Consider the following 25,566-nt stretch of genomic DNA (forward strand, 5'->3'; position numbering starts at 1 on the left):
CATGATGGACCTGATGCCCGTCGATCCCAGCTTCGCGCCCACGCAGCTCGCGGCCCGCGCCGCCTATCTGCTGCGGGGTAACGATCTGGGCACCATGACCACCGCGGCGCCGCTGCTCTACCCGCACATGTGGAGCTGGGACGCGGCGTTCGTGGCGATCGGGCTGGCGCCGCTGAGCGTCGAACGCGCGGTCGTGGAACTCGACACGCTGCTGTCGGCGCAGTGGCGCAACGGCATGATCCCGCACATCGTGTTCGCCAACGGGGTCGACGGATACTTTCCCGGCCCGGCGCGCTGGGCCTGTTCCGCGCTGGCCGAACAGGCGCCCCGGACCCGGCACACGTCGGGCATCACGCAGCCGCCGGTGCACGCGATCGCGGTGCAGCGCATCCTCGACCACGCCCGCACCCGGGGCCGCTCGACGCGCGCGGTGGCCGAGGCGTTCCTGGACCGCCGCTGGGCGGATCTGGTGCGCTGGCACCGCTGGCTCGCCGAGAGCCGCGATCAACAGGGCCGCGGCCGGATCACGCTCTACCACGGGTGGGAGTCCGGAATGGACAACTCACCGCGCTGGGATGCCGCCTACGCCAACGTGATTCCCGGTGCGGTGCCCGAGTACCAGCGCGAGGACAACGCGATCATCACCGACGCGAGCCAACGCCCGTCCGACCACGAGTACGACCGGTACCTGTGGCTGCTCGAGGAGATGAAGTCGGTCCGCTACGACGACGACCTGCTGCCGAAGGTGATGAGCTTCGCGGTGGAGGACGTCTTCGTCTCGGCGGTCTTCTCGGTGGCCTGTCAGGTGCTCGCCGAGATCGGCGAGGACTACAAGCGCCCGCACGCCGACGTGCGGGATCTGTACGGCTGGGCCGAGCGGTTCCGGGCCGGCGTCATCGAGACCACTGACCAACGCATCGGCGCGGCAAAGGATTTCGACGTTCGCGCGGACCGGTGGGTGGCCACCGAGACGGTGGCGCAGTTCGCGCCGCTGCTGTGCGGCGGCCTCTCCCACGACCGGGAGCGGGCGCTGCTGCGGCTGCTGGAGGGTCCGCGGTTCTGCGGTCACCCGGACCTCAAGTACGCCTGCATCCCGTCGACGTCGCCGGTGTCGCGGGACTTCCGGGCGCGCGAGTACTGGCGGGGGCCGGTGTGGCCGGTGCTGACGTGGTTGTTCGCCTGGTGCTTCGCCCGCCGCGGCTGGGCCGAACGCGCCCGGGTGCTGCGCCACGAGGGGCTGCGCCAGGCCAGCGACGGCACCTTCGCCGAATACTACGAGCCGTTCACCGGGGAACCGCTGGGCAGCATGCAGCAGTCGTGGACCGCGGCTGCGGTGCTCGACTGGCTCGGCTGACGCCTAGTCCTCGTGCTGGTCGGCGAGCCGTTCGAGCGGCGCCAGCGCCTTGGCGAGCGTGTCGAGCTCCTCGTCGGTGAGCTTGGACAGCAGCGCGCCCAGGTGGGCGCGGCGGGTGGCCAGCGCTTCCCGGTGCTGCACCAGCCCCTCCGGCGTCACCTCCACCAGCACGGCCCGCAGATCCGAGGGGTCCCGCGAGCGCTTGACCAGCCCGAGCTTCTCGAGCCGCCGGATCGCGACGGTGGTGGTGGGTGTGCGGACCCGTTCATGGGCGGCGAGCTCGGTCATCCGCATCGGCCCGCTGTCCAGCAGCGTCAGCAGAATCGACAGCTGGGCGAGCGTCAGATCACCACCCTCGGTGCCCCGGTTGGCATCGCCCCGCCGCAGCACGGAGAACACTTTCGACAGAACCCGCTGCAGCTCCCCCGCGAGTTCAGCGACCTGTGTCTCGGTCTGCATCATAGTTCGCCAGTCTAACCTGTCGGAGCCTGTCAATATGCGAATGGACGTTAAATTCCTAGAGCACCTGGGACAGGAACCGCTGGAGACGGTCGGTTTCGGCCGCGTCGAACAGCCGCTGCGGCGGACCCGACTCGACGACCTGACCGTGGTCCATGAACACCACCGAGTCGGCGGTGGACCGGGCGAACCCCATCTCGTGGGTGACCACCACCATCGTCATCCCCTCGCCGGCCAGCTCGGCCATCAGCGCGAGGATGCCCTTGACCAGTTCGGGGTCCAGCGCCGAGGTGGCCTCGTCGAAGAACATCAGCTGCGGCGCCATCGCCAGCGCCCGCGCGATCGCGACGCGCTGCTGTTGACCGCCCGACAGCGTGCCGGGCCGGACCTCGGCCTTGTGGCGCAGCCCGACCCTGTCGAGTTGCGCCAGCGCGAGTTCGCGCGCCTGCTCGGCGGGCATCCGCTTGAGTTTGCGCGGCGCCAGCGTGACGTTGTCGAGCACGCTGCGGTGCGGGAACAGGTTGAACTGCTGGAACACCATGCCGATCCGCTGGCGCAGCGTGTCGGGGTTGTCGGTGAGCACCGACCGGCCGTCGAGCAGGATGTCGCCGCGGTCGGGTTCGTAGAGCCGGTTGAGCGTGCGCAGCAGCGTCGACTTGCCCGAGCCCGACGGACCGATCACCGCGGTGGTGGTTCCGGCGGGGACGTCGATGTCGACGCCGCGCAGCACCTTGTTGGGCCCGAACGCCAGGTGCAGGTCGCGGCCGGTCAGCGATACCGGGTCGGCCATCAGATCATCTCCTGCGTCGTGGCGGGTGTGACGGGTGGTTCCTCTTCGGTGGGGCGCCGGCCCCGGCGCAGCCGGGCGTCGACGTAGTTGACCAGATGCGTCAGCGGGATGGTCAGCGCGAGGTAGAACAGCCCGGCCGCCACCAGCGGGGACAGGTTGCCGGTCTGCGCGTTGAGATCGCGGCCCACCTGGAACAGCTCGCGCTGGTCGGCGATCAGGCCCAGGAAGTACACCAGCGACGAGGCCTTCAACAGCGAGATGAATTGGTTCATCAGCGCGGGCAGCACCCGCCGCACCCCCTGTGGGATCACCACCAGCCGCATCGACGAGGAATAGCTGAACCCCAGCGCCCGCGACGCCTCCAGCTGACCGGCCTCCACGCTCTGGATGCCGGAGCGGAAGATCTCCCCGACGTAGGCCGCGGCCATCAGGCCCAGCGCCGCGATGCCCAGCGGGAACGGGTTGTTGCCGGTCAGGCCGCCCACGACGGGTCCGACCCCCAACCCGATCAGCAGGATGATCACCACCTCGGGCAGGCCGCGGAAGATGTCGGTGTAGACCCGGGCGGGCCAGCGCAGCAGCCGCGACCGGGAGATGCCGGCGACGGCCAGGCCCATGCCGAGCACCAGACCGATCACCGCGGCGCTGACGGTGAGGATCAGGGTGTTGGGCAGCCCGGTCTTGAGCAGGTCGGGAATCGCCTGCTTGTAGAGCTCCCAGTCCAGGAACGAGTCGGCGAGCTGCGACAGCGTCGACTTCGGCGCGGCGGCGGTCGCGGCGGGTTCGTCGCGCTGCGCGGCGATCGCGTCGAAGTCGGGCAGCTCGGGCATCGGCGCGGCTTTGGAGCCGGGCTTCCAGCCCGGGGGCAGCGCCCGCGGCACCCAGTCGGAGTACAGCCGGGCCCAGGTGCCGTCGGCGATCACCGCGTCCAGCCCGGAGTTCAGCGCGTCGATCAGCGGCTGGTTCTCCTTGGCGACGGCGTAGGCGATGAAGTTGTCGAGGCTGAACGTGTTCTCGATGATCTGCGCCGGGTCGCCGGCCTGCACGGTGCCTTCGGCCTGCGCCGACGGCGCGACCCAGGCGTCGATCTGGCGGGTCTTGAGGCTGGCGTAGACGGTGTTGTAGTCGGGGAAGATCACCGGCTGCAGCCGCAGGGTGTCGACGACGTAGGCCTCCTGCACGGTGCCCTGAACCACGCCGATGCGCTGGCCGGGCGCGAGCTGGTCGAAGCTGGTGATCGGCGACCCGCTGGGCACGACCAGCGAGAAGTACCCGAAGTCGTAGCCGTTGGTGAACCCGACGGTCTGGCGGCGGGCGTCGGTGGTGGTGATCGACGAGGAGCCGACGTCGAAGCGGCGCGCGGCGGTCTGGGCGAGCAGCCCGGAGAACTCCGTGCCCACGAAGTTGACCTGCAGCCCGAGCTTGTCGGCGATCGCGCGCAGCAGTTCGTTGTCGAAGCCGGTGAACTGGCCGGCGGAGTCGATGCAGATGCTGGGCGGGGCGTCCGACAGCGTGCCGACGGTCAGCACCCCGGGGGTCGCGAGTCCCAGGGTGTTGACGTCGATGCTGTCGAGCGGCCGCACCGTCGGGGTGGTGTAGCGGTCGGCCTCCGGTCCGGTCGCGGCGGCGCCGAGGTTGGTCGGCAGCGCGCTGGCGCTCTGCACGCCCGGCGGGGCGCACTGGTCGACCTGGGCGGCGGCCGGGGCGGCGCACCCCAGGCCCGCGACCATCAGGATCGTCGCGAGCAGGGCGGCCAGGCGTCCGACATTCATGGTTCCGAACCTAACCACCGCCGCCACCGGAGTGAATCGTTCGGGTCAGGGGGAGCGCAGCGAGCCCAGCACGCCGCGGCGGGTCAGCTCACCGACCATGAGCGTCGCCATCAGCTCGGAGCGGGCCAGGCAGGCGGCGCGGGCCGCCGCGGGGTCGCCGTCGCGGATGGCGGCGAGTTCCTGCGGGTAGGAGGGTCCGAACTGGGCTTTGAGCCGCGGTTGGGTCAACCAGAAGTCCGAGGCCACCACGGTTTCCGACGCGCGGATCGCGGCGTGCAGCCGGGGCCCGGCGTGCCCGTCGTTGACGGCGTTGCGGAACGTCCAGCACGCCTCTCGGAACCCTTTGACGTCGCGGGCGGCGCGCATGGTGTGGACGGCGGCGTCGAGGTCGGTCAGCAGACCGGGGGTGGGCGCCGCGGCGGCGCGGGCCGCGGCCATCCCGGTCAGCGTGCCGTACAGCTCGTGGTGTTCGCGCAGCGCGGCCTCGTCGAACCGCTCGACGAAGGCGCCCCGGTGGTAGCGGGTGGACACGATGCCGATGTACTCGAGATCGACCATGGCTTCCTGGACCGGAACGCGGCTGATGCCCAGCGCCGCGGCGATCTCGTTGCGGTCGATGCGGTCCCCGGTGCGCAGCTTGCCGGTCAGCACGAGGCCGATCACGTGCGCGACGACCTGGTCTTTCTCCTTGACGCCGTAGTGCTTCGGCATCCGCTGACTCCGTCCCCCGGGCCGGTGAGCGATGCGCCAGTGTCTCATGTGGGCCCGGGGTACGGGTGGCTATCTGCTGTCGCGCCAGCGGCACAGCGCCTCGGCCGCGGACAGGTCGTAGTCCGGGCCGTTGACGCCGATGGTGAGCAAGCTGACGCCGAGGTCGACGAGCGCATCGGCTTCGGCCAGCATGGCCTTCTCACCGCTCTCCGGTACGCCGGACGAGCGCTCGACCGCGGACGGGTCCCGGCCGACGTCCGCGCAGTGCCGGTCGAGCACCTCGGCTTTGCCCGGGTAGGTGCTGCGGTCGGTGAAGCCGTGCCAGATGTCGGCGTACTCGGCGACCATGCGCAGGGTTTTGCGCTCACCCTGCCCGCCGATCAGGATCGGGATCTCGCGGGTGGGCGCCGGGTTCAGCTTGGCGAGCCGGGTTTTGATGCGGGGCAGCGCCTGGGCCAGGTCGTCGAGTCGGCTTCCGGCGGTGCCGAAGTCGTAGCCGTACTCGTCGTAGTCCTTCTGCTTCCAGCCCGACCCGATGCCCAGGATCAGCCGGCCGTCGCTGATGTGGTCGACGGTGCGCGCCATGTCGGCGAGCAGTTCGGGGTTGCGGTAGGAGTTGCACGTCACCAGCGCGCCGATCTCGATGCGCGAGGTCTGCTCGGCCCACGCGGCGAGCATCGTCCAGCATTCGTAGTGCGCGCCGTCGGGGTCGCCGTAGAGCGGGAAGAAGTGATCCCAGTTGAACGCGATGTCGACGCCCATGTCCTCGCAGCGGCGCACCGCGTCACGGATGTGGCGGTACTCCGGCGAGTGCTGGGGCTGCAGTTGGACGCCGATGCGGATGGGGTGGGTCCCAGAGGTCATGGGTGCGTTTATCCCCTCGCGAGCAGACGCAAACTCGCCCCGATTCCGCCCTGTGCGGGCGAGTCTGCGTCTGCTCGCGGAGAACTGGACTAGACGCCGATGTTGCCGTCGGTCTTCCACACCGCGACCACCGACGGGCGCGCGGTGCCGTTACCGCCCTCGGGCCAGCGCGACAGCGGGTTGTCGATGCTGTTGTCGTCGTTCTCACCCGGATGCTGCACACAGACCGTGACCAGATCGTCGGTGATGACGGGCCCGCAGGTTTCGGCGCCGAGCGGCACGGTGAGGAACTGCTTGGTCTCACCGCGGTTCGGGCCGTCGAGCGCGACGGCGAACAGCCCGTCGTTGGAATCCAGCGCGTTGCCGTCGGTGGAGATCCACAGGTTGCCGTGGCTGTCGAACGCGAGGTTGTCCGGGCAGGAGATCGGGCTGACCTTGGTCTTGTCGAAGCCGGCGAAGTAGGTGTCGGCGGCCGCGGGGTCACCGCACACCAGCAGCAGCTCCCAGGTGAAGTCCGTGCCGGCGTGGTTGTCGGTGATCTCCAGGACCTGACCGCTCTTGTTGTCGTTGCGGGGGTTGGCCGCGTCGGGGGCGGGCTCGCCGTCCGCACCGCGCTTGGTGTTGTTGGTCAGCGCGACGTAGACCTTGCCGGTCTTGGGGTTGGCCTCGAAGTCCTCGGGGCGGTCCATCTTGGTGGCGCCGGCCTTGTCGGCGGCCATCCGGGTGAAGACCGCGACCTCCTGGGGGGTGATGCCGTCGACCAGCGACTCGGCCTGCCCGCTCGGGCCGGACCGCAGCAGCGGCAGCCACGTGCCGGTCCCGGCGAACCTGCCCTGAGGCGGCAGGTCGCCCGAACCGTCGATCTCGTTGGCCGGGATGTCGCTGGACAGCTTTGCGACGTACAGCGTCCCCTCGTCGAGCAGGGTCATGTTGTGCGCCATCGCCGCCGGATCGGTACCGGGGCGCATCTTCTTGCTCGAGACGAACTTGTACATGTAGTCGAAGCGTTCGTCGTCGCCGGTGTAGGAGACCACGGTGCCGTCGTCGGTGATGTAGATGTTGGCGCCCTCGTGCTTGAGCCGGCCCATCGCGCTGTGCTTGACCGGCGTCGAGTTCGGGTCCCACGGGTTGAGCTCGACGACGTAGCCGAACCGGTTGGGTTCGTTGGGCGTGGCCACCAGGTCGAAGCGCGGGTCGAACGTCTCCCATTTGAGCGCGGTCGGCTCGAGGGAGACGCCGTAGCGGTCGAGTCGGTCGGCGTCGACCGGGTTCGGTGCGGGCGCACCCTCGGCGGCCCCGAAGTAGTCCTGGAAGTTCTCCTCGCCGGAAAGCACCGTGCCCCAGGGCGTCACGCCGCCGGCGCAGTTGGCGAAGGTGCCCGCGACGGTGCGACCGTCCGGGTCGGCGGCGGTCTTGACGAAGTCGCTGCCCGCGGCGGGGCCGGTCAGCGTCATCGGGGAGTCGGCGGTGATGCGCCGGTTGTAGCGGCCCATGACCGGCTTGAGGCCCTGCGGGGTGCGCTCCACCTCGAGCACGCCCATGCCGACGGCGGCGATCTCGACGTCGAACTGCTCGCGGGTGGGGGCGTCGGCGTTGTAGCCGGGGAACATGAAGATCGGGTCGACGTACTCGAAGTTGGTCACCAGCAGGAAGCGGTTCTGCTGTCCGGGGATCGGCAGGAGGCCGGCGAAGTCGTTGTTGAAGCCGAACTGACCGCGTTGGGCGGCGCCGGTCTGCTTGGTGACGTCGAATGCCGGGGCGCCCTCGATGACCGGGTCGCCCCAGCTGATCACCACGGCCTGCTCGTACCCCTCGGGGATGACGACGGCGTCCTCGCTGTTGGGGGCCACCGAGGCGAACTGCATACCGGCCGGGGTCTCACCGGCCGGGGCCTCCGACGAGGTGGGGGTGGCCGCAGGTTGGTCATTGCTGCCGCAGGCGGCCAGCACGGATCCGGCGCCGACGGCCAGCACGGTCACGCCGGTCGCCTGCAGTACCGACCGCCGCGACACCTGCTTGACGATGTCCCCGAAGTACGCGTTGTCGCTCTTGTTGGGCACCGGCTTGGAGCAGGCGTCACCGCACTTGTAGAGGCACGTCAGATGCTGACGCTTCGACTTTCCGTCATGGCTGACGATGAGGTTCAACGGCACAAGCGCCATAGCAGGCATGGTCCTTCCCTGAAGACGGCCGCGGGCTGAGCGGCCGGAACGCGCGGAAAGTTACGGGAGCCGGGCTATCAGTCGGCAATCAGAAGGTGAACAGCGGTTGACGGGCTGTCCGATAAGCGCAGCGTTTCCAGCGAATGTGCTCGCCGCCCCGACACGCCCGGTATATGTTTCCCCGAGCAACTAACGGAGGGGTCAATTGTGGCGGTGGGGGACAGCGCGCGGCGGCGGGCTCGGCGGTCGGAGGGTCTGCCGGTGCGGCGGTGGCTGCAGCTGGGCGCGGCGTCGGCCGGGGTCGGAGCGGGATTGATGGGTTTCGCGTTGCTCGGCCCGACCGGTGTGGCCGGCGCGGAGACCGCGGAACCGAGCGCGCAGTCGTCGAGTGCGGTCGGTGACGATGCGCGGTCTGCCGACAGCACAGGCGCGGACGACACCGCCTCAGCAGACTCGGGGACCTCGGCAGGATCGGCCACCGAGGCTGCAGACGCGGACGACGAGGTGCAGGACGCCGAGGACGACACAGACCCCGACGACGTCGACGAGATCGCCACTGACGCCGAGGACCTCGACGACGAAGAAGCGGCGGAGGAGACCGACGCTTCCGGTGACGCCGAGCCTCCGGCGGCCACCGACACCGACGCGATCGACGAAGTACCCATCGACGAGCCCGAATCCGCCGACGACCCCGACGCCGTTGCGGCCGCCGCCACAAGGGCGTCGCACATCGACGACGAGGTGACGCCAGAGCCGCCGCGCCCGCCGGTGCCTGCGCGGCACACCGGGCCCGATACCTGGAGTGAGGTCGTCGGCGCGTCGATCTCGAATTGGACGCGCTCATCGGAGGGCTGGATCAGGTCGCTTCCCATCAACGGGGCGGCCAAGTACCACCTCGAAGGCGCCCTGTGGGCGACGCGGCGCACGTTCTTCAACCAGGCGCCCACGGTGGCGCCCATCCAGATCACCGGCGAACTCGACGGGCCCATCGCCGGCACGGTCGGCGCGGTCGACCCGGACGGCGACCGGCTGATCTACCGGCTCGTCGGGAAACCCACGGAGGGCACCGTCGCACTGAACGCGGACGGCACGTACACCTACACGCCGGGTGCGAGCTTCGACGGTGTCGACAGCTTCCGCGTGGTCGCCGTGGACACGAGCAGGGGCATCAACCTGCTCGATCCGTTCCGGGCGCGGGCCACGGTGAGCACCGGTGTGGTCAACCAGCGCGCCATCACCTTCCACTTCAACTACACCACCGGCGCGGAGCACTGGACCCCCGAACGGCGTGCCGCACTGCAGGACGCCGCGGATGCGGTGCTCGTGTACTTCACCGTCACCAGCCCGGTCACCATCACCTACACCGTGATGGGCGAGAACGACCCCGCGTCGCACACGCTGGCCTGGGCTGACAGCGAGTACGTCAGCGAGAACCCCGGCTTCTGGCGGACGGTCGTGCAGGACAACATCCTGTCCGGCGTGGATGCGAACGGTGCGGCGGCCGACGGCGAGATCGCGTTCAACTTCGGTCACAAGTGGGGTCTGGGCAACAGCGTCGCCGCCGACGAGTACGACTTCGCCTCGACCGCGATCCACGAACTGCTGCACTCGTTCGGGTTCGGTAGCAGCGTGACCAAGCCCGGGGAGAACCAGGGCGACGCGCGGGCGATCTACGACAGCTTCCTGCGCACCGCCGACGGCGACCGGCCGATCACCGCCTCGTTCGAGTGGGATTCGGACTACGACCCGAACCTGCTGGGCCGCAACGGCGGTCTGTACTTCGCCGGGGAGAACGCCGTCACCGCCCACGGTGCGCTGGTGCCGCTGTTCACCCCGGATCCGTGGGCGCCCGGCAGCTCCATGCACCACCTCGACGATTTCACCTTCACCGGCGACAACCAGAAGATCATGAACGCCAGGACGGACAAGGGCCTGGGCATCCGCGTGCTGAGCCCGATGGAGCTGGGGATCCTGCGTGATCTCGGGTTCCGCGTCGACGCGCCGGCGCCGGGCACCCTCGCGCTGGCCTTCATCGGCGTTCTGTTCATCGGCCGGTTGCGCAAGAAGATGACCGCCGCGTCGAACTGACGCCAGGGCCGGGACACGTTCGGCCGCAACATCCTTGGGTGCGCCGCGGGCGCGCGCCTCACATGTATCCACAACACGATGACACGAAGGGTCGATGATGGCGGTGGGGGACAGCACGCGGGCGTCCGCGCGGCGGCGGCAGGCTCGGCGTTCGGAGGGGCTCCCGGTGCGGCGGTGGCTGCAGTTGGGTGCCGCGTCGGCCGGGGTCGGCGTGGGACTGATGGGCTTCGCGCTGCTGGGCCCGACCGCTGTGGCCGGTGCGGAGACCGCGGGGGAGAGCACGCAGTCGTCGAGCGCGGCCGGCGACGATGCGCGCTCCGCCGACAGTGCGGGTACGGGCGGCTCCGGCGCAGCAGAGTCCGGATCGGCTGATGTGGGCGAGCCCGGCACCGACGCCGAGGACAGCGACGACACCGACGCCGCCGGGGGTGTTGACGCCGAGGACGAGGCCGACGATCTCGCCGACGATACCGACGAGGATTCGTCGGAGGTGGCGCACGAGGACACCTCCACCGTCGACGATGAGGACGACGCGGAGGTCGAGGCCGCACCGGCCGCCGACCGGGCCGACACCGATGCCGTGACCGCGGCGTCGACCGCGAACAACGCTGTGGTACCGACCTCGTCGGCCGCTGCGCCGGTGGCTGCGCGACGGGCGACTCCTGACAACTGGAGCGAGTTCGCGGGCGAGGCGATCACGAACTGGACGCGGTCGTCGCAGGGGTGGATCAGGTCGCTGCCCGTCGATGGCGCGGCCAGGTACCACCTGGAGGGTGCGCTGCTGGCCACCCGTCGGACGCTGTTCAACCAGGCACCCACCGTGGCGCCGATTCAGGCCAGCGGCAAGCTCGACGGCCCGATCGCCGGCAGCATCGGCGCCGTTGACCCCGAGGGCGACCGGCTGACGTACGTGATCGTTGCACGCCCTGGTGAGGGCACTCTGCAGCTCAACCGCGACGGCACCTACACCTACACACCCGGCGCGACCTTCGACGGCGTCGACAGCTTCCGCGTCGTCGCGGTCGACAACGGCCTGCACGTCAACCTGCTGGATCCGTTCCGGCCGTGGGGCACTCGCTCCACCTCGTGGATCAATCAGCGCGCCATCACATTCGACTTCGACTACACCACCGGTGCCGAACACTGGACACCCGAGCGTCGGGACGCGCTGCAGGATTCGGCCGACGCGCTGCTGGTGTACTTCACGGTGAAGAACCCGGTCATCCTCACCTACGAGGTGACCGCCATCGACGACCCGGAGTCCAGCATCCTCGCGTCGGCCGGCAGCGGTCTGATCAGCCAGGATCCCGGGTTCTGGCCGACCGTCGTGCAGCATGAGGTCATCACCGGCATCGATGCGAACGGTGCGGCCGCCGACGGGGAGATCGAGTGGAACTTCGGTGCGGCCTGGGGGCTCGGCGACACCGTCGGCCCCGACGAGTTCGACTTCCAGTCGACGGCCATGCACGAGCTCATGCACTCGTTCGGCTTCCTGTCCTACCTCGACGCGCCCGGCGAGAACGACGGCGACACGTGGGCGCTGTACGACCGCTTCATCCGCACCTCTGACGGTCGTCGCCCGATCGACGGCGGCTACGAGTGGGATACGCGATACGACCCGAACCTCATCGGCACCGACGGCGGCCTGTACTTCGCCGGGCGCAAGGCCGTCGCCGGCTACGACGGCGCCCTGGTGCCGATCTTCACCCCTGACCCCTGGTCGGAAGGCAGCTCGGGCAGCCACCTCGACGACTTCACCTTCACCGGTGACAACCAGCTGATGATGAACGCCCGGACCGACACCGGCCTGGGTATCCGGGTGCTGAGTCCCATGGAGATCGGCATCCTGCGTGACCTCGGCTACCAGGTGAACGCCCCGGCGCCGGCGACGTTGGCGCTCGGCCTCATCGGGTTCCTGTTCGTCGGTCGCCTGCGCAAGAAGATGGCCTCCACGCGGGACTGACCGTCAGAGGTCGCCGGGGTCCGGTCGCGCGATCGACCTCGGCGTGAGGTCCAGGCTGCGGACGTGTCGGGCGATGTCACCCATCGGCGCCACCCACACGTCCGCACAGGACACGACGTGCGCGATCAATTCCTCGAGCACCGCGGCGCGGGAGGGGCGGCCGGAGAGGAAGGGGTGGTTGGTGAGCACGAAACACCCGCCGACCGCCCGTAATCCCTCGAACTCCAGCCGCCACAACTCGGCCACCTTGCGCGGGCTCTCGATCAGACCGGAGCCGGAGAAGTCGGGGATGTAGCAGTACTGCTCCCAGTCGTCGAGCGCCCACTGCACCGGGATCTCGACCAGTCGGCGGTCGCCGTCGACGGCCAGCTCGTAGGGATGGTCGGCGTCCATCAGGCTGCTGTCGAAGAGGAAGCCGCGGTCGGCCAGCAGGCCGGGGGAGTGCCAGTTCAGCTCCCACATCGGCGCCCGGTAGCCGACCGGCCGGAAACCGGTGACCCGCTCGAGGACGTCGCCCGCGCGATCCAGGATGGCGGCCTCCTCGGCCGCGCTCATTCCGGTCATCACCTCGTGCAGGTACCCGTGGTGGGCCACCTCGTGCCCGCCGTCGACGATCGCGCGGACCACGTCCGGATAGCGGTGGGCGGTGTAGCCGGGTACGAAAAACGTCGACCGGACGTCGTTGCGGCGCAACACGTCGAGGATGCGCGGTACTCCGGTCAGGGGGCCGTAGGCCTGGTGCGACATGACCGACATGCGGTCGGCGTGGGCGATGTCGACACCCAGTACGGCTGATTCGGCGTCCACGTCGAACGTGAACGATGCCGCCGCCCGCTTACCGTCGGGCCATCGCACGGGTGCGGCCGGCGTCGTCACCGCGCGCTCTGCCTGGCGAACAGCGAGACGAATTCATACGCCAGGTTCGCCGCGGCGACGCCGGTGATCTCGGCGTGGTCGTAGGCCGGGGACACCTCCACGATGTCGGCGCCGACCAGGTTGAGACCGTCGAAACCCCGGAGGATCTCGAGCAGTTCGCGGCTGGTCATACCGCCCGCCTCGGGTGTTCCGGTGGCCGGCGCGTGGGCGGGATCGAGGACGTCGACGTCGATCGACACGTACAGCGGCGCGTCCCCGATGGTGCGGCGCAGCGCGTCGACGACGTCGTCGATCGGACGCCGCACGAACTCGCGGCAGTGCACGATGTGGAAGCCGAGGTCCGCGTCCGACGACAGGTCGTCCCGCGAGTACAGCGAACCGCGGATCCCGACGTGGGCGCTGTGGCCGTGGATGAACAACCCCTCCTCGGCCGCGCGGCGGAACGGTGTGCCGTGGGTCAGCGGTGCGTCGAAGTAGGTGTCCCAGGTGTCGAGGTGGGCGTCGAAGTGCACCAGCGCGACCGGGCCGTGTACGCGGTTCATCGCCTTGAGCATCGGATAGGCGATCGTGTGATCCCCGCCAAGGGCAACGATTCTCGCGCCGTCGCTGATCAACGCGTGGGCGTCCCGGTCGATGGCCGCCACCGCGGCGGCGATGTCGAACGGGTTGACCGCGAGATCGCCCGCATCGACCACCTGCCGGTCGGCGAACGGTGCGACGTCGAGTGCGGGGTTGTAGGGCCGCAGCAGCCGGGAGGACTGCCTGATGTGGGACGGGCCGAATCGGGCGCCCGGCCGGTAGGTGACGCCGCTGTCGAAGGGGACGCCGACCACGGCGACGTCGTAGGAGGGGACGTCCTCGAGGCGCGGCAGGCGGGCGAAGGTGGTGTGGCCGGCGAAGCGGGGCACGACCAGGCCGTCGACCTGCCCGACCGGCGCTCCGTCGCCGCCGGTGTGGTGGTTCAGACTCGGCATCGGGTGGATCCTCCGTTGATCTGGATGGTCTGGCCGACGAACGCCCCGACGTCGGTGCGGGCGAGCAGCGCCACCGCCGCGGCGATCTCCTCCGGCCGACCGATGCGCCCGGCGGGGATGTCCGCGGCGTACCGACTGTGCATGTCGGGCAGGGCGATTCCCGCATCGGCGGCGTCCACCTCGAGCTGCGGGGTGTCGATGACGCCCGGCGCCACGGCGTTGACGGTGATGTTCTCGGACGCGAGTTCGCGGCCCAGCGATTTGGTCAGCGCGATCAGCCCCGCCTTCGAACTGGCATAGGCGGTGGCGCGCGGCCAGCCGATGACGCCCCACTCGGAGGTGATGATCACGATGTTGCCGCCGCCGCGGCGGCGCATGCCGGGCAGCGCCGCCTGGATCGTGGCGAAGGTCCCGGTGAGGTTGGTGTCGACGATCCGCCACCAGTCGTCCTCGGCGTGCTCCGTCAACGCCCCCATGCTCATGTAGGCGGCGTTGCACACCAGCACATCGAGATCGCCTTCGGTCTCGGCGATCCGGGTGACGGCGGCGGTGATCGCCGACGGGTCGGCCATGTCGGCGGGGGCGGGGAATCCGTCGGTGGCGTCGACCACCTCACGCATGGCCGCAGTCTCGGCGCGACCGTTGATCCCGACGCGTGCGCCGTCGGCGGCCAGGCGTTCGGCGATGGCCCGGCCGATGCCCTGAGTGGCGCCGGTCACCAGCGCGAGGCGGCCCTGCTGGTGTCCCATCAGATCACCGCTCCACTGTTGGGGGACAGCACTTCTCCGATGCAGAAGCCGCCGTCGTCGAGCAGGAAGGCCACGGTGCGCGCGATCTCGTCGGGCCGGCACAACCGCCCGGCGGGCAGCGTGGCGAGGTACTCGGGCTCGCGCCACGGGGAGTCCGGGCTCAACAGCGGGGTGTCGGTGGGTCCGGGCGCCACCGCGTTGACCCGTACGCCGTCGCCGGCCACCTCGGCGGCGAGGCTCCGCACGAATCCGATGATGCAGCCCTTGGCGGCGGCGTAGTGCGCCTCGCAGTCCCCGCCGCCGACGCCGAGCTCCGAGGCGATGGCCACGATGCTGCCGGAGCGGCGTTCGCGCATTCCGGGCAGCACGGCGTGCGCGCAGTTGCGCAGTCCGCCGAGGTGCACCCGCAGCATCCGCTGCCAGGCGTCGCCGGTGATGTCCGAGACGGCGGCCTGGGCGTAGTGCCCGGCGGCGGTCACCAGCGCGTCGATCGGGCCGACCTCGCGCTGCACGGTATGCACCGCCTGCGCGATGGCGGCGGAGTCGGAGACGTCGGCGGTGACACAGGAGGTGAGGTGGCGCCTGGAATCGGTGGCCGGATTCAGGTCGAGACCCGCCACGGTCCAGCCGTCGTCGGACAGGGCCGCGGCGATCGCCGCACCGATACCCGACGCGGCGCCGGTGACCAGGACGACTCCGCTCACCCGGCGTCCTTCCCGAGGCCGGACGAAAGCCGTTCGCCCACAGGCTCGGTGATCCGGTTGCGCTGCCGCAGATAGAGCACCACGCCGAGCAGGCCGAGCGCCACCGTGGTCAGGACCATGCTCCAGTTGATGTACCACGGCTGGTCCGGTTGGGTCCGCGGCCACGCCACGTTGACCGTCTGGGCGATGATCCACACCGCCGCGAAGTAGGTGACCGGCGCACCCCAGCGCCCGAGGGTGAAGGGGCCGGGCGTCCACCGGCCGGTGAGGCGCGCGATCGCGGCGCCCACCACCGGGATGCCGAACGCGATGTAGAAGCCGATCGTCGTGAAGTTCACCAGGATCGCGAACAGACTGGATCCGGCGATCAGGACCAGCGCCCCGGCGACCACGGCGGTCAGGCCGACGGCGTTGATCGGCATGCGCTCGCGTCCGGCGAGCCGGCCGAGGAAGCCGGCCGCGGGCAGTCCGTGGTCGCGCGCCGCGCCCCAGATGCACCGGGATACCGCGGCCTGCACCGCCAGGAAGCTGGAGATGAAGCCGATCACGAACATGATCAGCAGCGGTTTGGCGATGCCCGCGCCGAAATGGGTGAGCAGCGTGCCGGCCACCGGGTCGTCGCTCTGCGTGGTGAGCACCTCGTCGATGTTCGGGATGGCGAGGATCAGCGCCGCGCTGGAGAACATGACGATCAGGCCGACGCTCAGCAGCCCGAGGATGATCGCCTTGGGCACATTGCGTTCCGGCTCCTCGACCTCCTCGGCGATGGAGCCGGCCGACTCGAAGCCGACGAACGCCCATCCGGTGTAGGCGATCGCGAGCAGCATCGGCCCGGCGGCCCAGGTGCTGGCGTCGGGCAGCCCTTCGAACAGCGTCGAGAACGGATTCTCCCGGTAGAAGAGCAGCAGCACGATGCCCAGTCCGACGGACCCGACGATCTCGCAGGTGATGCTGGCGACGATCATGATCTTGAGGAACTGCCTGCCGATCATGTTGGTGGCGGTACCGACCGCGATGATGCCCAGCGCCAGCGCCGCGGTGGTCCACCGGCCGGCGTCGTCGACGCCGAAGACCTCGAGCAGGAATCCGGCCGCGGCATAGGCCAGGGTCGACAGCGCGATCGTCAGGCCCCACATGTACGCCCACGCGGCGGTCCAGCCCCACGTCGTACTGCGCACGTGGCGGGCCCACTGGTAGACGCTGCCCGCGTACGGCCAGCGCGAGGACAGCTCGCCGAACACCGCGGCGACCGCGAGCTGGCCGATCAGCACGATCGGGAACGCCCAGAAGAACCGCGGGCCGGCCGCGAACAGCCCCAGGGTGAAGATCGTGTACAGCGCGACGATCGGCGACACGTCGGCGAAGGCAAGGGACAGGGCGGACCGGAAGCTGAAGCCGCGGTTCAGGCGCGGCAGCGGGCCGCCGTCATGCGCGGCGCTCGCGGCGGGGTGAAGGTCCATCGGGCGCTCCTCGTGCACAGCTGGTGTGAGGCTCACTATGGCGGTGTGACCGCGACCACCGGAATACTGGATTCGTATGAACACATAGCGATGAGTTAGACGATCGTCGTAACCGAGGGGAGCACGCCGGGTGGCACTGACCATCGACGAGCTGGTCGACGTGGCGCACCTGCGGCTGCGGGTGCACGCCGGGGCACTCGGCCTGCGGGAGGTGGTCACCTGGGCGCAGGCGTCCGATCTCGCTCAACCGTGGGAGTGGACGACCGGCGGTGAGCTGCTCATGAAGAACGGGCGAACGCTGCCGCCCACCGCCGCCGGTCAGGTCGCGCTGTTGCGGGGGCTGGCCGAGCACGGCATCGCCGGGCTGGTCATCGGGATGGATCCCGAGACCCCGACGCTGCACCGGGACACCATCGCGGTCGCCGATGCGCTTCCCCTGCCGGTGCTCTCGGCGCCGTACTCGATTCCGTTCGCCGCGATCGGCCGGGCCGTCGCCGACGCCAGCAAGGCCGAGGAGGGCCGGCGGCTGGCCCTGATGGAGCGGGTGTACACGACGATCCGCCGCTCGGTGGCCAAGCCCGCGCGCGGTGATGTGATGCGTCAGCTCGGCCGCGACCTGGCGTGTCGCCTCGCGGTCGTGGACGCCGAGTCGGGTGACCCGGTGCTCGACGGGGCGGACCCGCTGCCTGCCGATCTCCATGCGGCGGTGGCGGACGAGGTGAAACGCCGCGGCGGCGCCCTGCCCGGCGTGATCCACCTCGAGGTGTCGGGCGACCGCGCGCAGGTCGTCGAGGTGCCCGATGAGGAGCCGACGGTCCTGGTGACCTACGGGTTCCGGGCCGCCCCGCCGGACATCGTGCTGATCCAGCACATCGCCACCGCGGCCGCGGTGCTGCTGGCCCACCAGGGAATCCGGCGCGAACACCAGCGCCGCGTCGGCGCCGAACTGCTGGCGCACCTGATCGATCACCGACTCGACGACGCCGACGCTCACCGGCAGTTGGCGGAGCGTGGTCTGCTGCCGCAGCGCTGTGTCCTGCTGGCGGCCGAGGGTGGGAGCCCACCGGGGGAGCGGTACGTGCACCTGAGCCTGGACCGGCGCCACATTCCCAACCTGCTGCTGCGGCGGGCCGGCCTGTTGTATGCGCTCGTCCCCGCCGACGGCGACGCGGCCGGTGTCATCCAGCGCCGTCTGGGTCCCGGAGCAGTGATCGGCATCAGCGATGCCCTGCAGTCGCCCGACCGTGCGCCCGCCGCGCTGCGCGAAGCCGTGTGGGCGGTGCGCGATGCGGTGAACGCGCCGGACGGGATGAGCGACTACGCGAACGCCAAGGTGTTCTCGGTGTTGCGCGACGCCGACGAGGCGCAATTGCTCGTCGATCGACTTCTCGGCCCGCTGCTGCGCTACGACGCCGAACACGGCACCGACCTGGTCGACACACTCGACGTGTTCCTGCGCTGCGGCCGATCGTGGCAGCAGGCGGCGGCGCTGGTCGGAATCCACCGGCAGACCGTGGTCTACCGGATCCGCCGCGTGGAACAGATCACCGGGCGGGATCTCACCGCCACCGGGCACATCGCCGAACTGTGGATGGCACTGCGGGCCCGCGACCTGGTGGTCGACCGGCGGGCGTAGTTCCGGCGGTCGCGTGTTTGCCTTTTTGGCAACAGTCATTGCTGCCTCGGTGGCGGTGTCGGCATCGTCGTGGCGAGGAGGTGCCACCATGGGCGGCGAACCGGACGCTGATCGACGCGTTGTGGCTGGCCGGGCACGGCGGCGCCGGCGTGACGCTGCGGTCGGCGGTGGTGCGGGCCCGGCGGCGTTAGCGCGTCGTGAGCACCCCGCGCAGGATGTCGACGAGCGCCTGCGGCTGGTCGCCCTGCACGGAATGCCCGGCGTCCGGAACGACGTGCGTCGCACGGAAACCCGGTGCGCCGTTGGCGAATTCCGCCGCGTCCTCGTCGTTGACGAAGAACGACTTCGCGCCCCGCACCAGCGTGGTCGGCATCGTGATCGCGGCGACGTCGTCCCACAGCCCCTCGAAGCCGTCACCCTTGCGGAACGAGTCGTAGCGCCAGGTCCACGTCCCGTCGTCGAGCCGCTTGGAATTGTGGAACACGCCGCGCCGCAACGACGCCCGGTCGCGGTGCGGTGAGGCGGCGACGGTCACGTCGAGCATCGCCTCGAACGACGGGAACGACCGGTCGCCGCGCACCAGCGCCACCGCGCCGAGTTGTGCCTTGGTCATCTCCTCGTGGCGTTCGGGCGCCGACGGCGTCACGTCGACGAGCACCAGCTCGGGCACCAGCGCCGGTTCGGTGGCCGCGATCCGCAGCGCGGTGAGCCCGCCCAGCGACATCCCGACCATCAGCCGGGGCGCCGGCGCCCACTCGCGCAGCACCGGGCGCAGCGTCTCGGCGTTCAGCTTGGGTCCGTAGTCACCGTCCTCGCGCCACGCCGACCGGCCGTGGCCGGGCAGGTCGACCGCCAGCGCGGGCAGGCCGAGCCCGAGAATCACGGTGTCCCACGTGTGGGCGTTCTGCCCGCCGCCGTGCAGGAACACGACCTGCGGCGCCTCGTGCCCCCACTTCAGCGCGCTGACCGGCCCCGCGTCGATGCGGGTGACCGGCGGGATGTCGGTGACCCCGATCTGGTCGGCGTTCTCACCCAGCAGCGCGAACTCGTCGAGGCCGAGCAACTCGTCGTCGGAGATCACGACCTCTTTATACGACGAGACTGCGGTGAGATCGCGGATTCGTGGTGAATCGCGATCTCACCGCAGTCTCGACGAACTGGGGGTCAGCCCTCGATGAAGGTCTCGAGCTGCGTGCGCGCGACGTCGTCGGGCAGCTGCTGCGGCGGGCTCTTCATCAGGTAGGCCGACGCGGCGACGACGGGGCCCCCGATGCCGCGGTCCTTGGCGATCTTCGCCGCGCGGACCGCGTCGATGATCACACCGGCCGAGTTGGGCGAATCCCACACCTCGAGCTTGTACTCCAGGTTCAGCGGCACGTCGCCGAAGGCGCGGCCTTCCAGGCGCACGTAGGCCCACTTGCGGTCGTCGAGCCAGCCGACGTGGTCGGACGGGCCGATGTGGACGTCCTTGGTGTTGAACTCGCGCTGCAGGTTCGACGTGACGGCCTGGGTCTTGGAGATCTTCTTCGACTCCAGGCGCGACCGCTCGAGCATGTTGAGGAAGTCCATGTTGCCGCCCACGTTGAGCTGCATGGTGCGGTCGAGCTGCACGCCGCGGTCCTCGAACAGCTTGGCCATCACGCGGTGGGTGATGGTGGCGCCGACCTGGCTCTTGATGTCGTCGCCGACGATCGGCACACCCGCGTCGGTGAACTTCTTGGCCCACACCGGGTCGCTGGCGATGAACACCGGCAGCGCGTTGACGAACGCCACGCCCGCGTCGATCGCGCACTGGGCGTAGAACTTGTCGGCCTCCTCGGAGCCCACCGGCAGGTAGGACACCAGCACGTCGACGTTCGCGTCCTTGAGCGCCTTGACCACGTCGACGGCGTCGACGTCGGACACCTCGATGGTGTCGGCGTAGTACTTGCCGATGCCGTCGAGGGTCGGGCCGCGCTGCACGATCACATCGCTGGGCGGCACGTCGGCGATCTTGATGGTGTTGTTCTCCGACGCGAAGATCGCCTCGGACAGGTCGAAGCCGACCTTCTTGGCGTCGACGTCGAACGCGGCGACGAACTTGACGTCGCGGACGTGGTACGGCCCGAAGCGCACATGCATCAGACCGGGCACGGTCGCGTTCTCATCGGCGTCCTTGTAGTACTGCACGCCCTGTACAAGCGAGGACGCGCAGTTGCCGACGCCGACAATGGCGACCCGGATCTCTCCTGCGTGCTCAGTCATGGACGATCTCCCTCTCCTACTGGAATTCCCTCGTGCTCGGCCTTGGTCGCTTCGGTCGAGGCTGTCTTCACGTGTTGTCCGGGCTCTGGCCCAGACGTTCGGCAGCGATCAGCTCGTTGAGCCATTTCACTTCTCGTTCGCTGGACTCCAACCCCAGCTGGTGCAGTTGCCGGGTGTATCGGTCGAACGAACTGCTGGCCCGCGCCACTGCTTCACGCAGACCTTCGCGACGTTCCTCCACCTGACGACGGCGGCCCTCCAGGATCCGCATCCTGGCCTCGGCCGGTGTGCGGTTGAAGAACGCGAGGTGCACACCGAACCCGTCGTCGGAGTAGTTCTGCGGACCGGTGTCGGCCACCAACTCGGCGAACCGCTGTTTACCGGCGTCGGTGAGCTGGTAGACCCGCCGCGCGCGGCGACGGGTCGGCGTGCCCGCCGGGGCGGCGTCTTCGACGATCAGCCCGTCGGCCTGCATCCGCCGCAGGGCCGGGTAGAGCGAACCGTAGGAGAACGCCCGGAAAGCACCGAGCAGACCGGTCAGGCGCTTGCGCAGTTCGTAGCCGTGCATCGGCGATTCGAGCAGGAGTCCCAGCACGGCGAGTTCCAGCACCGGGCTCACCTCCTCTTGTCGACTCTGCGCGGCCGCTACGACGTCGCGACACCTCGGCTCACTGTATCGCGCCGATATATTCGGCGCTACACCTGTTCACCCTCCGTTTCCGCGACGGTGCATGTCTGTACCCCGACACGCCGCACAATGCGCGCACTCCGCGCACGCTCGCGCCCGGCCCAGCGGGCGGAAGATGTCGAGGGGTCAGCCCGGGTAGTTGATGCGCTTGACCGCGCCGTCCGGCGCCAGGTCGATGTAGCCGCTGCCGAACTCGCTGGTCACGTAGATCATGATGTTGACCGCGTCGGGGGTGAGCGGATCCTGCGACGGGCTGATGTCCACCCAGGTGTCGTCGACGTCGGCGCGGTTGATGTTCAGCGTCTCGGGAGCGCCGCGCAGGATGCCGAGGATGGCCTCGAAGTCGAACCTCGACAGGTCGACGATGCGGTCATCGTCGTCGAGTGTGCTGGTCGAGTTCGGGTCGCCCCAGCCGCCGCGGTAGTCGTACATGACCTTGCGCCGGTCGTCCTGGGGGTCGGGCCGGTAGACGGTCGCGTAGTCGGAGCGGATGTGCATCTCGTAGCCGGTGGTGTCCCCGAACTTTTTGCGCATCTGCTCGAAGAGCCCGTTGAAGCCGCCGAGGGACTGCAGCTCACGCGGCGGGGTGAGGACGCGGGCCGGGATGTTGTCGGCCTTCGCGCCCGGGTCGGTCTGGAAGTTCAGCGGCGACGGCGTGTTGCCGTACAGGCCCCAGCCGATGCAGATGCCGAGCACCACCAGCACCCCGGCCACCGCCACCCGCAGACCCCAACCGTTGGGCGCGCCGGTGCGGGCGGGCCGCGGCTTGCTCAGCTCGGGCAGCTGGACGGGCGCGTTGGCGACCTGCAGGTCCGACACCAGCGCCTGCAGCTCGCCCAGCGTCGCGGCGTGCGTGGCGGCCTTGACCCGTTCGCCGTGCTCGGTCATCGACAGCTGACCTTCGGCCAGGGCGGTGTCGAGCACCTTGCAGACGTCGTTGCGATCGCTGTCCTTGGCGCGGGTTCCCGACGTCCGGCGCCCGGAGCTGCTCACTGCCACGGCCAGATCGTAAGAGGTGATGGCCTAACACCGCAGACCAGATGTGGAAACTGCCCACCTGTGCGGCGTCTGACACTCGACCGCCACGGGGCCGACGTACTCTGGTCAGCGTGCGATTGCAGAGACAGGTGGTGGACTACGCGCTTCGGCGCCGGTCCCTGCTGGCCGAGGTCTACTCGGGACGCACCGGCGTCTCGGAGGTCTGCGACGCCAACCCCTACCTGCTGCGCGCCGCGAAGTTCCACGGCAAGCCCAGTTCGGTGATGTGCCCGATCTGCCGTAAGGAACAGCTCACGCTCGTGTCGTGGGTGTTCGGCGATCACCTGGGCCCGGTGTCCGGGTCGGCGCGGACGGCGGAGGAGCTGGTTCTGCTCGCCACCAAGTTCGACGAGTTCTCCGTACATGTGGTGGAGGTATGCCGGACCTGCGAATGGAATCACCTGGTCAAGTCCTACGTGCTCGGCGCGGCGCGGCCCCCGAAGGCCCCGCGCGGTACCCGACCGGCGCGCAAGAACGCGCGCACGGCCAGTGAATAGCGAAGGGCGCCACGGATGGTCGGCCGGCGATGCTCCCAGGGGGCGTCCGGCTGACGGTGCGGGCGCGCCACGACCGAACGCCGACCGCGGGCCCCGGCACGCCGACCGAGGCCGCGCACCGCGGCCCGGCGACGGACCGCCGCGCCCCACCGGCGGGCCCAACCGCCCGCCGCAGCAGCCCGAGCGGCGACCCCGTCCACCCCAGGCGCCCGACGACCGTCGCACCGCGATCCTCCCGCCGGTGCGCGCCGAGCAGCCCGCGCACCTGCGCGATCCGATCGACGTGGTCAAGGCGGCGCTGGACGGCACGCCCCCGCAGAAGCCGCCGCGCGGTGGACGCAGGGACGGTGGCGACGGCGACGGCCGCAACTGGCGTCAGCGCATCAACTGGAAGTGGGTCAAGCGCGGATCGCTGGTCGCCGCGGCGCTGCTGATCCTGCTGCCGTTGCTCACGTTCGGGATGGCGTACATGATCGTCGACGTCCCGCAGCCCGGCGACATCCGCACCAACCAGGTGTCGACGATCCTGGCCAGCGACGGCAGCGAGATCGCCAAGATCGTGCCGCCCGAGGGCAACCGCGTCGACGTCAACATCGACCAGATCCCGGTGCACGTCCGTGACGCGGTGATGGCCGCCGAGGACCGTGACTTCTACTCCAACCCGGGCTTCTCGTTCACCGGGTTCGCCCGCGCGATCGCCAACAACCTGTCCGGTGAGGATCTGCAGGGCGGGTCCACGATCACCCAGCAGTACGTGAAGAATGCGCTGGTCGGGTCGGAGCGCTCCGGGCTCGGCGGCATCACCCGTAAGGCCAAGGAACTGGTCATCTCGACGAAGATGGCCGGTGAGTGGTCCAAGGACCAGGTGCTGCAGTCCTACCTCAACATCATCTACTTCGGCCGCGGCGCCTACGGCGTCGCCGCCGCCTCGAAGGCGTACTTCAACAAGCCGGTCGAACAGCTGACCGTCGCCGAGGGCGCGCTGCTGGCCGCGCTGATCCAGCGCCCGTCCGCGCTCGACCCGGCCGTCGATCCGCAGGGCGCCGCCGAGCGCTGGAACTGGGTGCTCGACGGCATGGTGGAGATCGGTGCGCTGTCGGAGGCCGATCGGACGGCGCAGGTGTTCCCGCCGACGGTGCCGCCGGACCTGGCGCAGGACCAGAACCAGACCACGGGGCCCAACGGGCTGATCGAACGCCAGGTGCAGCGCGAGTTGCTCGAGCTGTTCAACATCAGCGAGCAACAGCTCAACACCGAGGGCCTGCAGATCACCACGACCATCGACCCGCAGGCCCAGCGCGCCGCCGAGGAGGCGGTCGCCGAGTACATGGAGGGGCAGAACCCCGACATGCGCACCGCGGTGGTGTCGATCGACCCGCGCACCGGCGGGGTGAAGGCCTACTACGGCGGTTCGGACGCCAACGGCTTCGACTTCGCGCAGGCCGGCCTGCCGACCGGGTCGTCGTTCAAGGTGTTCGCGCTCGTCGCGGCGCTGCAGCAGGGCATCGGCCTGGGCTACCAGGTCGACAGCTCGCCGCTGGACGTCAACGGCATCGAGATCAGCAACGTCGAGGGCAACAGCTGCGGTACCTGCAACATCGCCGAGGCGTTGAAGCGGTCCCTGAACACCAGTTACTACCGGCTGATGCTCGACCTGAAGAACGGTCCGCAGGACGTCGCCGACGCTGCGCATCAGGCCGGCATCCCGGAGAGCTTCCCCGGCGTCGAGCACACGCTGTCCGAGGACGGTAAGGGCGGACCGCCGAACAACGGCATCGTGCTCGGCCAGTACCAGTCCCGGGTGATCGACATGGCGTCGGCGTACGCGACGCTGGCCGCGTCGGGCGTCTACCACAAGCCGCACTTCGTGCAGAAGGTCGTCAACTCCCAGGGCGAGGTGCTGTTCGACGCCTCGCAGGAGGACAACAGCGGCGAACAGCGCATCGACAAGGCGGTGGCCGACAACGTCACCAGCGCGATGCAGCCGATCGCCGCGTACTCCAACGGGCATGCGCTGGCCGGCGGTCGGCCGTCGGCGGCCAAGACCGGCACCAACCAGCTCGGCGACACCGGGGACAACCGGGACGCCTGGATGGTCGGCTTCACCCCGTCGCTGTCGACGGCGGTGTGGGTCGGCACCACCGACGGGGCGCAGCCGCTGGAGAACCAGTGGGGTTCGCCGGTGTACGGGTCGGGGCTGCCGTCGGACATCTGGAAGGCCACGATGGACGGCGCGCTGGAGGGCACCGAAGAGGAGTCGTTCCCCAAGCCCGAGGAGATCGGCGGCTATGCCGGGGTGCCGCAGGCGCCGCCGCGGCAGACCTATACGTCGACCCTGGTGCCGACGCCGTCGTCGACGGTGATCCAGCCGAGCCTCGAGGTGGCGCCGGGCATCACGATCCCGCTCGGCCCGCCGACCACGGTGCCCGTCGGAGTACGCGGCGATCGGCTGCATCGCGCTGGTGACGTTGTCGGCCACCGCCTTGTCGATGCGCTGTTCGCCGCTGTTGTCCTCCTGCGAGGCGTCGAACAGCACC

21 protein-coding genes are annotated in these 25,566 nt (G+C 69.8%); 6 read left to right on the forward strand and 15 right to left on the reverse strand.

From position 1 onward, the window contains the following. The first annotated feature begins 13 nt into the window (after nt 1–13). Nucleotides 14–1,354: an amylo-alpha-1,6-glucosidase gene (locus E4P42_RS19470; RefSeq protein WP_135127716.1), complete on the forward strand. Its 1,341-nt coding sequence runs from the start codon at nt 14–16 to the stop codon at nt 1,352–1,354. A 3-nt stretch (nt 1,355–1,357) separates the two neighbouring features. Here the strand turns inward: E4P42_RS19470 and E4P42_RS19475 are convergent, their stop codons facing one another. The 6 genes from E4P42_RS19475 to E4P42_RS19500 form a co-directional block, all read right to left on the reverse strand. Further along, a complete protein-coding gene (locus E4P42_RS19475; RefSeq protein ID WP_135127717.1) occupies nt 1,358–1,816 on the reverse strand; it encodes a MarR family winged helix-turn-helix transcriptional regulator in 459 nt (152 codons plus the stop codon). 55 nt (nt 1,817–1,871) lie between these two features. Then, nucleotides 1,872–2,603 (reverse strand): amino acid ABC transporter ATP-binding protein, encoded by a 732-nt coding sequence (locus E4P42_RS19480; RefSeq protein WP_167759550.1) that lies wholly within the window; start codon nt 2,601–2,603, stop codon nt 1,872–1,874. Then, nucleotides 2,603–4,375 carry an ABC transporter substrate-binding protein/permease gene (locus E4P42_RS19485; RefSeq protein WP_135127718.1) on the reverse strand — a complete coding sequence of 591 codons (1,773 nt, stop codon included), beginning with the start codon at nt 4,373–4,375 and terminating at the stop codon, nt 2,603–2,605. The genes E4P42_RS19480 and E4P42_RS19485 overlap by 1 nt, the downstream gene beginning before the upstream one ends. Before the next feature lie 45 nt (nt 4,376–4,420). Further along, the gene (locus tag E4P42_RS19490) at nt 4,421–5,086 is read right to left on the reverse strand and encodes a GntR family transcriptional regulator (RefSeq protein ID WP_135127719.1); all 666 of its coding nucleotides are present in this window, start codon (nt 5,084–5,086) and stop codon (nt 4,421–4,423) included. A 69-nt stretch (nt 5,087–5,155) separates the two neighbouring features. Then, entirely contained in the window at nt 5,156–5,950 is a 795-nt protein-coding gene (locus tag E4P42_RS19495) for an LLM class F420-dependent oxidoreductase (protein WP_135127720.1), read from the reverse strand. A gap of 89 nt (nt 5,951–6,039) precedes the next feature. Next, nucleotides 6,040–8,112 (reverse strand): PhoX family phosphatase, encoded by a 2,073-nt coding sequence (locus E4P42_RS19500; RefSeq protein WP_135127721.1) that lies wholly within the window; start codon nt 8,110–8,112, stop codon nt 6,040–6,042. Between the two features lie 261 nt (nt 8,113–8,373). Between E4P42_RS19500 and E4P42_RS19505 the strand changes: the two genes are divergently transcribed. Together E4P42_RS19505 and E4P42_RS19510 are read left to right on the forward strand one after the other, a co-directional pair. Next, nucleotides 8,374–10,200 (forward strand): Ig-like domain-containing protein, encoded by a 1,827-nt coding sequence (locus tag E4P42_RS19505; RefSeq protein ID WP_245234124.1) that lies wholly within the window; start codon nt 8,374–8,376, stop codon nt 10,198–10,200. A 166-nt stretch (nt 10,201–10,366) separates the two neighbouring features. Continuing rightward, entirely contained in the window at nt 10,367–12,163 is a 1,797-nt protein-coding gene (locus tag E4P42_RS19510) for an Ig-like domain-containing protein (protein WP_245234125.1), read from the forward strand. A gap of 3 nt (nt 12,164–12,166) precedes the next feature. Here E4P42_RS19510 and E4P42_RS19515 read toward each other — a convergent pair whose 3' ends face one another. From E4P42_RS19515 to E4P42_RS19535, 5 genes are read right to left on the reverse strand one after another with little or no spacing between them, the layout of a single operon-like run. After that, a complete protein-coding gene (locus E4P42_RS19515) occupies nt 12,167–13,039 on the reverse strand; it encodes a polysaccharide deacetylase (RefSeq protein WP_135127722.1) in 873 nt (290 codons plus the stop codon). Further along, entirely contained in the window at nt 13,036–14,013 is a 978-nt protein-coding gene (gene speB, locus E4P42_RS19520) for an agmatinase (protein ID WP_135127723.1), read from the reverse strand. Before speB ends, E4P42_RS19515 begins: the two co-directional genes overlap by 4 nt. Next, nucleotides 14,001–14,762: an SDR family NAD(P)-dependent oxidoreductase gene (locus E4P42_RS19525; RefSeq protein ID WP_167759551.1), complete on the reverse strand. Its 762-nt coding sequence runs from the start codon at nt 14,760–14,762 to the stop codon at nt 14,001–14,003. The genes speB and E4P42_RS19525 overlap by 13 nt, the downstream gene beginning before the upstream one ends. Then, nucleotides 14,762–15,466 (reverse strand): SDR family NAD(P)-dependent oxidoreductase, encoded by a 705-nt coding sequence (locus E4P42_RS19530; protein ID WP_135127724.1) that lies wholly within the window; start codon nt 15,464–15,466, stop codon nt 14,762–14,764. The genes E4P42_RS19525 and E4P42_RS19530 overlap by 1 nt, the downstream gene beginning before the upstream one ends. Then, the gene (locus E4P42_RS19535; protein ID WP_135127725.1) at nt 15,463–16,926 is read right to left on the reverse strand and encodes an APC family permease; all 1,464 of its coding nucleotides are present in this window, start codon (nt 16,924–16,926) and stop codon (nt 15,463–15,465) included. The genes E4P42_RS19530 and E4P42_RS19535 overlap by 4 nt, the downstream gene beginning before the upstream one ends. Before the next feature lie 130 nt (nt 16,927–17,056). Here E4P42_RS19535 and E4P42_RS19540 point away from each other — a divergent pair, with 130 nt between their 5' ends. Further along, on the forward strand, nt 17,057–18,562 hold the full coding sequence (locus tag E4P42_RS19540) for a PucR family transcriptional regulator (protein ID WP_135127726.1): 1,506 nt from the start codon (nt 17,057–17,059) through the stop codon (nt 18,560–18,562). A 187-nt stretch (nt 18,563–18,749) separates the two neighbouring features. Here the strand turns inward: E4P42_RS19540 and E4P42_RS19545 are convergent, their stop codons facing one another. The 4 genes from E4P42_RS19545 to E4P42_RS19560 form a co-directional block, all read right to left on the reverse strand. Further along, on the reverse strand, nt 18,750–19,643 hold the full coding sequence (locus tag E4P42_RS19545) for an alpha/beta fold hydrolase (protein ID WP_135127727.1): 894 nt from the start codon (nt 19,641–19,643) through the stop codon (nt 18,750–18,752). Nucleotides 19,644–19,726: 83 nt separating this feature from the next. Next, a complete protein-coding gene (locus tag E4P42_RS19550) occupies nt 19,727–20,806 on the reverse strand; it encodes an inositol-3-phosphate synthase (protein WP_135127728.1) in 1,080 nt (359 codons plus the stop codon). 67 nt (nt 20,807–20,873) lie between these two features. Next, the gene (locus tag E4P42_RS19555; RefSeq protein WP_167759552.1) at nt 20,874–21,416 is read right to left on the reverse strand and encodes a PadR family transcriptional regulator; all 543 of its coding nucleotides are present in this window, start codon (nt 21,414–21,416) and stop codon (nt 20,874–20,876) included. A 204-nt stretch (nt 21,417–21,620) separates the two neighbouring features. Continuing rightward, the gene (locus E4P42_RS19560; RefSeq protein ID WP_135127730.1) at nt 21,621–22,493 is read right to left on the reverse strand and encodes a DUF1707 domain-containing protein; all 873 of its coding nucleotides are present in this window, start codon (nt 22,491–22,493) and stop codon (nt 21,621–21,623) included. Between the two features lie 110 nt (nt 22,494–22,603). Between E4P42_RS19560 and E4P42_RS19565 the strand changes: the two genes are divergently transcribed. Further along, nucleotides 22,604–23,029 (forward strand): DUF5318 domain-containing protein, encoded by a 426-nt coding sequence (locus tag E4P42_RS19565; RefSeq protein WP_135127731.1) that lies wholly within the window; start codon nt 22,604–22,606, stop codon nt 23,027–23,029. A gap of 241 nt (nt 23,030–23,270) precedes the next feature. Further along, nucleotides 23,271–25,566 (forward strand): transglycosylase domain-containing protein (locus E4P42_RS19570; protein WP_245234127.1); only part of this gene is annotated, 2,296 nt, incomplete at its 3' end.

Origin of the sequence: Mycobacterium sp. PS03-16 (assembly GCF_004570325.1) — a bacterium.
In the GTDB taxonomy this organism is placed as follows: domain Bacteria; phylum Actinomycetota; class Actinomycetes; order Mycobacteriales; family Mycobacteriaceae; genus Mycobacterium.

Excerpts from the sequence above, each read along its gene's own strand:
- E4P42_RS19485 (WP_135127718.1), bottom strand. The coding sequence starts at position 4,375 with ATGAATGTCGGACGCCTGGCCGCCCTGCTCGCGACGATCCTGATGGTC.
- E4P42_RS19500 (WP_135127721.1), bottom strand. The coding sequence starts at position 8,112 with ATGGCGCTTGTGCCGTTGAACCTCATCGTCAGCCATGACGGAAAGTCG.
- speB (WP_135127723.1), bottom strand. The coding sequence starts at position 14,013 with ATGCCGAGTCTGAACCACCACACCGGCGGCGACGGAGCGCCGGTCGGG.
- E4P42_RS19495 (WP_135127720.1), bottom strand. The coding sequence starts at position 5,950 with ATGACCTCTGGGACCCACCCCATCCGCATCGGCGTCCAACTGCAGCCC.
- E4P42_RS19475 (WP_135127717.1), bottom strand. The coding sequence starts at position 1,816 with ATGATGCAGACCGAGACACAGGTCGCTGAACTCGCGGGGGAGCTGCAG.
- E4P42_RS19470 (WP_135127716.1), top strand. The coding sequence starts at position 14 with ATGCCCGTCGATCCCAGCTTCGCGCCCACGCAGCTCGCGGCCCGCGCC.
- E4P42_RS19490 (WP_135127719.1), bottom strand. The coding sequence starts at position 5,086 with ATGCCGAAGCACTACGGCGTCAAGGAGAAAGACCAGGTCGTCGCGCAC.
- E4P42_RS19480 (WP_167759550.1), bottom strand. The coding sequence starts at position 2,603 with ATGGCCGACCCGGTATCGCTGACCGGCCGCGACCTGCACCTGGCGTTC.
- E4P42_RS19550 (WP_135127728.1), bottom strand. The coding sequence starts at position 20,806 with ATGACTGAGCACGCAGGAGAGATCCGGGTCGCCATTGTCGGCGTCGGC.
- E4P42_RS19535 (WP_135127725.1), bottom strand. The coding sequence starts at position 16,926 with ATGGACCTTCACCCCGCCGCGAGCGCCGCGCATGACGGCGGCCCGCTG.
- E4P42_RS19525 (WP_167759551.1), bottom strand. The coding sequence starts at position 14,762 with ATGGGACACCAGCAGGGCCGCCTCGCGCTGGTGACCGGCGCCACTCAG.